Below are 6699 nucleotides of genomic sequence, written 5' to 3' on the forward strand. Positions count from 1 at the left end.
ACGCGTGAAAAACCTCGCACTGGAATTGTTGAGCGCAATACGTTATATGACCATCTACATGGTCAGGAGCGTGAACATGAGTGTGATCAACCTGGCAAATGCCAAAGCCCATCTGAGCGAGCTAGTGGATCGGGTCGAGGCAGGAGATACGATCGACATCACCCGGAGAGGTAAACCGGTCGCACGGCTCACCGCCGTGGCGAGACCGCGGCGGCGGATCGACGCGACCCTTCTGCAATCCTTGACCGCGACCATGCCGCCTCAGACCGAGAGTTCTGCCGATCTGGTACGGTCGATGCGGGATGGCGACCGCTATTGATGCACTATCTCGACACGTCGCTGATCGTTGCTGCCCTTTCTAATGAAGCGATGACGTCGAGCGTTCAGAGCTGGCTGGCGGAGCAGGACCCCGCGCAGTTGCTGATCAGCGACTGGACCATCGCCGAGATGTCGTCGGCCATGGCGATCAAGCTGCGAACCGGGCAGATCAACCTGGTGCAGCGCGCAGCAGCGCTCGCGATGTTCCACAAGCTGGCCGCCGAGAGTTTCACCGTGCTGCCGGTCACCGGTGGGCATTTCCGCACGGCGGCAAAGTTTGTCGATCAGCATAGTCTCGGGCTTCGCGCTGGCGACGCGCTGCATCTCGCCACGGCATCGGAGCACGGCGCCGCGGTGCATACGCTCGACCAAAAGCTCGCCGAGGCTGGACCGTTGCTCGGCGTGGCGACGCAACTGCTGGCATGATCCGAGCCCCTTTGCATGTGGGATTGTGGCTATTGACCATGGGGATACCGTTTTGATCATCGCGGTGCGAAATGCGATCCATCATCGCGATCATCCACTTTTCCGAAGCCTTCAGCGACGCCTGCACACGCTGGCTTGGCGCGTCGTTCCTGCTGGCAAGTCACCCCCGCTATACGGTGCTCCAATCCGAATGTCACACCATGTAAGACTGGACGATCTGGACGCGCGTCTCGATCCTTCACGCGCATCGCCATATCTCGACACCTCCCTGGGCGGCACAAAGGCCGCCGATCGCTTCACTTTGATCAATTCTCATCTGAGACTTCCGGTGATCCGCAGGTTCGGTTCCGAGCACCGATATCCGGAAGACCAGACCTACCTTGATCTGACGCCGATCTTCGTCTCGGCTATCAGCAAGGTTTTTAAGGCGATGAAGGCTGCCGACATCAACTTCAATGAGTTCGACGCACAGACTTACCTGGCGCCTTTTACGTCAGAACTCGAGATTGCTCGGCAGTTAGAACTTCAAGCAATTGCGCCTGCGCGGCTGGGGCCCACTCGATCTCATTCCTACTCCCATCAGCTAAAATCGAGCGCCGGATTAGCTCACAGGTACCAGCAGCATCCGCTCCGATGCTACATATCCCCGTAGTGACGCTTTCACCGAAACCTAATACCCTCTGCCGGTCCTCCACTCTGATGCTGTCGATATCATTCGAGATCAATCCAATTACCTGCGCCGCCGTTTCTACGCTGCAATATCCCCAGGTAGCCGGGACTACGCTCCCCTCACTCCCACTCGATTGTGCCCGGCGGCTTGCTCGTCACGTCGTAGACGACACGATTGATGCCGCGCACCTCGTTGATGATGCGGGTGGCGGCGGCGCCTAGGAACGCCATGTCGTAGTGGTAGAAATCCGCGGTCATGCCGTCGACCGAGGTGACGGCGCGCAGCGCGCAGACGAATTCATAGGTGCGGCCATCGCCCATCACACCAACGGTCTGCACCGGCAGCAGCACGGCGAAGGCCTGCCAGATGGCGTCGTAGAGGCCCGCTTTGCGGATCTCGTCGAGATAGATGGCGTCGGCCTCGCGCAGGATCTCCAGCTTTTCGCGGGAGATGCCGCCCGGGCAGCGGATGGCGAGACCGGGGCCGGGAAACGGATGCCGGCCGATGAAGCTGTCGGGCAGGCCGAGTTCCTTGCCGAGCGCCCTCACCTCGTCCTTGAACAGTTCGCGCAGCGGCTCGACCAGTTGCATGTTCATGCGCTCGGGCAGGCCGCCGACATTGTGGTGCGACTTGATCGTCACCGACGGGCCGCCGGTGAAGGAGACGCTTTCGATGACGTCGGGATAGAGCGTGCCCTGCGCCAGGAAATCGGCGCCGCCGAGCTTCTCGGCCTCTTCCTCGAACACCTCGATGAACAGCCGGCCGATGGTCTTGCGCTTCTTTTCCGGGTCCGACTCGCCCTCGAGCGCGCCGATAAAACGGTCCGAGGCGTCGACCAGGATGAGCGGCAGATTGTAGTGCTGGCGAAACATCTCCACCACGCCTGACGCCTCGTCCTTGCGCATCAGCCCGTGGTCGACGAGGATGCAGGTGAGCTGATCGCCGACCGCTTCGTGGATCAGCAGCGCCGCGACCGAGGAATCGACGCCGCCCGAAAGCGCGCAGATGACCTTGCCCTTGCCGACCTGCTTGCGGATCGTCTCGACCGCGTGCTCGCGGTAGGCGCGCATCGTCCAGTCGCCTTCGATGCCGGCGATCTTGTGGACGAAGTTTTGCAGCAGCCGGGCGCCGTCCGGCGTGTGCACCACTTCGGGGTGGAACATGATGCCGTACATCCTGCGCTCGACATTGCCGAAAATGGCGAAGGGCGAGCCTTCCGATTTGCCCAACACCTCAAATCCCTTGGGCAGGGAGATGACGCGGTCGCCGTGGCTCATCCATACCTGGTGGCGCTGGCCGGGCGCCCACAGGCCCTCGAACAGCGGGCTGTCCTTCTGGATCTCGACGAAGGCACGGCCGAATTCGCGATGGTCCGAGCTTTCGGCCACGCCGCCCATCTGCACGCACATGGCCATCTGGCCATAGCAGATGCCGAGCACCGGCACACCGGCATCAAAGACGATCTGCGGCGCGCGCGGGCTGCCGATGTCGCCGGTCGAGGCCGGGCCGCCGGAGAGGATAACCGCCTTCGGATTGATGCGCTTGAACGCCGCTTCGGCCGACTGGAACGGCACGATCTCGGAAAAGACGCCGGCCTCGCGGATGCGCCTGGCGATGAGCTGCGTGAACTGGCTGCCGAAATCGACAATCAGGACGGTGTCGGGATGATTGGCTATCTTCATGGCGAGCGTTTAGAGAAAGAAACGAGTCGGCGCAATGGGTTGCGAGGTGTCTCGCTCAATCCGATTCCGCGTCTTGATGCGACGGTCCAAACTGGAGCGCGCCGGACCCTGTCGCCTGTTCGAGCCGCATCACGGCATCCGCCAGCTTCTCGTCGATGACATGGAGATACTCCTTCCAGTCGCCGACATGCCGGAGATCGGCGGCTCCGTCGGAAATGCCGCGCAGGCCGACGAGCGGCACCCCGAACAATTGGCACGCACGCAGGCAGGCGAAGGTCTCCATGTCGACCATGTCCTCGACAATCGGATCATAGGCACTGCCGGAAATGATCGCCGCGCCGGTCGACAGCGTCGCCTCTCTTATGTCGGGAATCCTGAACGGCAGCGGCACGGTCACCGGCAGGTCGAGAAACGGCGTCGCGCCCTTCTCGAAGCCCAATGGCGAGGCGTCGATGTCGCGGTAGGCGACCGAAACCGCCTGGTAGATTTCCGTCTGTTCCAGTGTCCGGCTGCCGGCCGAGCCGAGCGACACGACGAGGTCCGGCAGCGCCTTTTCAGACTTCAGCCATGACAGTTCCGCGCCCAATCTGACACCCGCCTCGACCGGCCCCACCCCTGTCATGACAGGGGTAAACAGCCGCTGCAGATGAGGGCCGTATTCGGCCTGCGCCGCCATCACGAAGAGGACGTCCCTGCCCGCAATTCTGACGGCCTTGCGCATCGGATCAGCCTTCAATGCCATCGCGACCGACCACCGTCATCATCGTTCCGGTCATGGTGGCGATCAGCTTGGCCTCGCCGTCGACGGCGAAGGCATAGGCCTGGCCGTCGGCGACGATGATGGTGCGGCCGGGCTTCGTCACCGAGCCGCGGAACAGGAAGCGCTCGCCCCGGCCCGGGGCCAGCAGATTGACCTTGAACTCGATGGTTAGCACACTGGAGCTTTCCGGCATCAGCGAGAACGCCGCATATCCGCAGGCTGAGTCCAGCGCCGTCGAAATGACGCCGGCATGAAGAAAGCCATGCTGCTGGGTCAGCGCCGCGGAATAGGGCATCTCGATCTCGATGATGCCGGGCGTCACCAGCGTCAGCTCGGCGCCGATGGTGGTCATGGCGTTCTGGCGCGCGAAGGACGTCCTGACGCGATCCTCATAGTTGGGGGCGGGTACGATCTCTGCTGCCATGGCTTGTCACGCTCCTGTCAGAAAATCTTATTGCAGAGGCATGAGCGGCAGGCAATCGCTATTGCTGCACTGCAGCAATCAGGCCCAGCCGGCAGATTCAGCCGCCCTTGCGCAGTGCGCAGACATAAAACCCATCGGTACCGCTCAGCGCCGGCGACAGCGAAATGCCGCCTGCTGCGCCGATCCGCGCGGCTGTCTCCTGGCCCGGAAAGCGGCTGTCCCAGAGCTGGCGATGATCGACCGGGGCAAAGCCGCTGTTACGATCCAGGAAGGCGGCGACCTGCTCGCCATTCTCCTCGTCGAACACCGAGCAGGTGATGTAGACCAGCAGCCCGCCGGGTTTGACGAAGGCTTTGGCCGCATCGAGGATCGCCGATTGCTCGCCCTTGCGTGCATCGAGCTGCTTCTGCGTCAGCCGCCATTTGGCATCGGGCCGGCGCCGCCAGGTGCCGCTGCCGGTGCAGGGCGCGTCTACCAGGACGGTATCCATGTGGCCCGAGAGGGGGCTGAGTTCCGCCGGCTTGGTGACGATTTGCACGTTGCGGTTTTCCGAGCGGCGGATGCGGTCGAAGATCGGCGCCAACCGCGCCTTTTCGGCATCATGGGCAAACACCTGGCCGCGATTGTCCATCGCCGCCGACAGTGCCAGCGTCTTGCCGCCGGCTCCGGCGCAAAAGTCGAGGACCTGCATTCCGGCCTCGGCGCCAGCCAGCATGGCGGCGATCTGCGAACCTTCGTCCTGAACCTCGAACCAGCCTTTCTGGAAGGCCGGTTCCGCCTGCACGTTCGGGTGCCTGCCGTCGCCCGCGATCGGCGGGATGCGGATGCCGTGCGGCGCGATCCGTGCAGCCCTGGCGCCGGTCTCGGCCAGTTCGGCGAGCACCTTGCCGCGATCGGCCTGCAGCGTGTTGACCCTGAGGTCGAGCGGCGGGCGGGTCGCCAGCGCCGCACCTTCGTCGACCCAGCTGGCGCCGAAGGCCTGCTCGAAAAGCGGTTCGCACCAATCCGGAATATCGGCCCGTACCGCCGGCGGCGCAGCGTGGAGCCGGCGATCGGCGATCGCCTTCAACTCGTCGTCGCTCAGCAGCGGCGGCGCGAACCTGTCGCCGTCGAGCGCTTTGTTCAGCGACTGCGCCGTCTGGTTCCATTCGAGCAGCAGCGCGCCGAAAGCGACGGCGCGCGGCGTATCTTCGCCCAGCAAAAAACCAGCCGAGCGCTTCCGGCGCAGTCCGTCGTAGACGATGTTGCCGATCGCGGCGCGATCGCCGCCGCCGGCGAAGCGGTGCGACAGGCCCCAATCCTTCAGCGCATCGGCCACCGGCCGGTGACGCCGGCCAATGTCCTCCAGCACTTCGATGGCCGCCGCCAGCCGTCCTCCCAGTCGCATCTTGTTATTCCGTTACTCAGCAAATTATTTCCCGCCTTGCTCTAAAGCGCTCGACTGGCGCGCACAAGCGGGGAGAGTCTTGGATATCAGATCGAACGCCTTGTCGGCATCCGAGACTTCAATCGCGCATTGCTTGTGCTTTCAAACTTTTGAAGTTGCGGTAGTCTTCCGCTGCGTGATTCGCCAAGAACAGCAAGCGGATCGGCGGGAAATTAAGAGGAGAGGGCAATGAAGACTTATCTGGCGGAAGTTCTAGGAACATTTCTACTGGTGTTCATCGGCACGGCTTCGGTCGTGACGGGCGGCTTTGGCGGCGCGCTGCCGCTCGGCCAGGAAGGCATTGGTCTTGCATTCGGCATCGGCCTGATTGCGGGCGGCCTATGCGATCGGCCCAATCTCGGGCGCGCATCTCAACCCGGCGGTGACGCTCGGCGTGTTCGTTGCCGGCCGAATGCAGGCCAAGGACGTCATCCCCTATTGGATCGCACAGATCATCGGCGCCATCATTGCGTCGCTGGCGCTGTGGATCATCGTCTCCGGACAAGTCGGCGGACACACCGGCGGCTTCGGCGCCAATGGCTGGGATGCGACGAAATGGGGCGTCAGCTCGGCGCTCCTGTGGGAGCTGATCGGAACTTTCACCTTTGTCACGGTGATCCTTGGCGTCACCAGCGGCAGCCACGCGACGGCCTTTGCCGGCCTCGTCATCGGCCTGACGCTGGCGGGACTGCACTTCGCCATCATTCCGGTCACCGGCACGTCGCTCAACCCGGCCCGCTCGATCGGTCCGGCGCTGTTTTCGGGCAGTGCCGCAATCGGCCAGCTCTGGCTGTTCATCGTCGCACCGCTGATCGGCGGCGCCATTGCCGGCGTGGTTGCCAAGACCCGCATCTTCGAGAAGGACTGAAAGTCGAAGGGCTGAATCAAGAAAGGGGGGGGGCCGGGCCGCGGCGGGGGTTTTTTTGATTGTGTGAACTTAACCCCGCGGGGGGCGGGCGCCGCCCGGCCGGGGGGGCGCGCGGGAGGGCGGGT

At 63.4% G+C, this 6699-nt stretch carries 7 protein-coding genes and 1 pseudogene; 4 read left to right on the plus strand and 4 right to left on the minus strand.

The features are described from left to right. Window positions 1-76 precede the first annotated feature (76 nt). Genes NKH12_RS02270 through NKH12_RS02280 form a run of 3 tightly spaced genes read left to right on the plus strand, consistent with a single transcriptional unit; the run spans window position 77 to window position 1396 of the window. Window positions 77-319: a type II toxin-antitoxin system Phd/YefM family antitoxin gene (locus tag NKH12_RS02270; RefSeq protein WP_352951704.1), complete on the plus strand. Its 243-nt coding sequence runs from the start codon at window positions 77-79 to the stop codon at window positions 317-319. Beyond that, window positions 319-744: a type II toxin-antitoxin system VapC family toxin gene (locus tag NKH12_RS02275; protein ID WP_352951694.1), complete on the plus strand. Its 426-nt coding sequence runs from the start codon at window positions 319-321 to the stop codon at window positions 742-744. The genes NKH12_RS02270 and NKH12_RS02275 overlap by 1 nt, the downstream gene beginning before the upstream one ends. Window positions 745-796: 52 nt before the next feature. Beyond that, window positions 797-1396, plus strand: a complete 600-nt coding sequence (locus tag NKH12_RS02280) for a hypothetical protein (protein ID WP_352951695.1) — start codon at window positions 797-799, stop codon at window positions 1394-1396. A gap of 137 nt (window positions 1397-1533) precedes the next feature. On the opposite strand, the gene guaA is transcribed toward NKH12_RS02280, so the two are convergent. The 4 genes from guaA to NKH12_RS02300 form a co-directional block, all read right to left on the minus strand. Then, window positions 1534-3096, minus strand: a complete 1563-nt coding sequence (gene guaA, locus NKH12_RS02285) for a glutamine-hydrolyzing GMP synthase (protein ID WP_352951696.1) — start codon at window positions 3094-3096, stop codon at window positions 1534-1536. A gap of 55 nt (window positions 3097-3151) precedes the next feature. Beyond that, a complete protein-coding gene (locus NKH12_RS02290) occupies window positions 3152-3817 on the minus strand; it encodes a 5'-methylthioadenosine/S-adenosylhomocysteine nucleosidase (protein ID WP_352951697.1) in 666 nt (221 codons plus the stop codon). A 4-nt stretch (window positions 3818-3821) separates the two neighbouring features. Further along, a complete protein-coding gene (locus tag NKH12_RS02295) occupies window positions 3822-4280 on the minus strand; it encodes a PaaI family thioesterase (protein ID WP_095494954.1) in 459 nt (152 codons plus the stop codon). 97 nt (window positions 4281-4377) lie between these two features. Then, on the minus strand, window positions 4378-5667 hold the full coding sequence (locus NKH12_RS02300) for an RsmB/NOP family class I SAM-dependent RNA methyltransferase (RefSeq protein ID WP_352951698.1): 1290 nt from the start codon (window positions 5665-5667) through the stop codon (window positions 4378-4380). Between the two features lie 228 nt (window positions 5668-5895). Between NKH12_RS02300 and NKH12_RS02305 the strand changes: the two are divergent. After that, a pseudogene (locus NKH12_RS02305) lies at window positions 5896-6574 on the plus strand (aquaporin). The last annotated feature ends 125 nt before the right edge of the window (window positions 6575-6699 follow it).

This window comes from Mesorhizobium sp. M1322 (genome assembly GCF_040318085.1).
Lineage (GTDB): Bacteria > Pseudomonadota > Alphaproteobacteria > Rhizobiales > Rhizobiaceae > Mesorhizobium.

Coding starts and splice junctions, on each gene's coding strand:
- NKH12_RS02295 (WP_095494954.1), bottom strand. CDS start 4,280: ATGGCAGCAGAGATCGTACCCGCCCCCAACTATGAGGATCGCGTCAGG.
- NKH12_RS02270 (WP_352951704.1), top strand. CDS start 77: ATGAGTGTGATCAACCTGGCAAATGCCAAAGCCCATCTGAGCGAGCTA.
- NKH12_RS02290 (WP_352951697.1), bottom strand. CDS start 3,817: ATGCGCAAGGCCGTCAGAATTGCGGGCAGGGACGTCCTCTTCGTGATG.
- NKH12_RS02300 (WP_352951698.1), bottom strand. CDS start 5,667: ATGCGACTGGGAGGACGGCTGGCGGCGGCCATCGAAGTGCTGGAGGAC.
- guaA (WP_352951696.1), bottom strand. CDS start 3,096: ATGAAGATAGCCAATCATCCCGACACCGTCCTGATTGTCGATTTCGGC.
- NKH12_RS02275 (WP_352951694.1), top strand. CDS start 319: ATGCACTATCTCGACACGTCGCTGATCGTTGCTGCCCTTTCTAATGAA.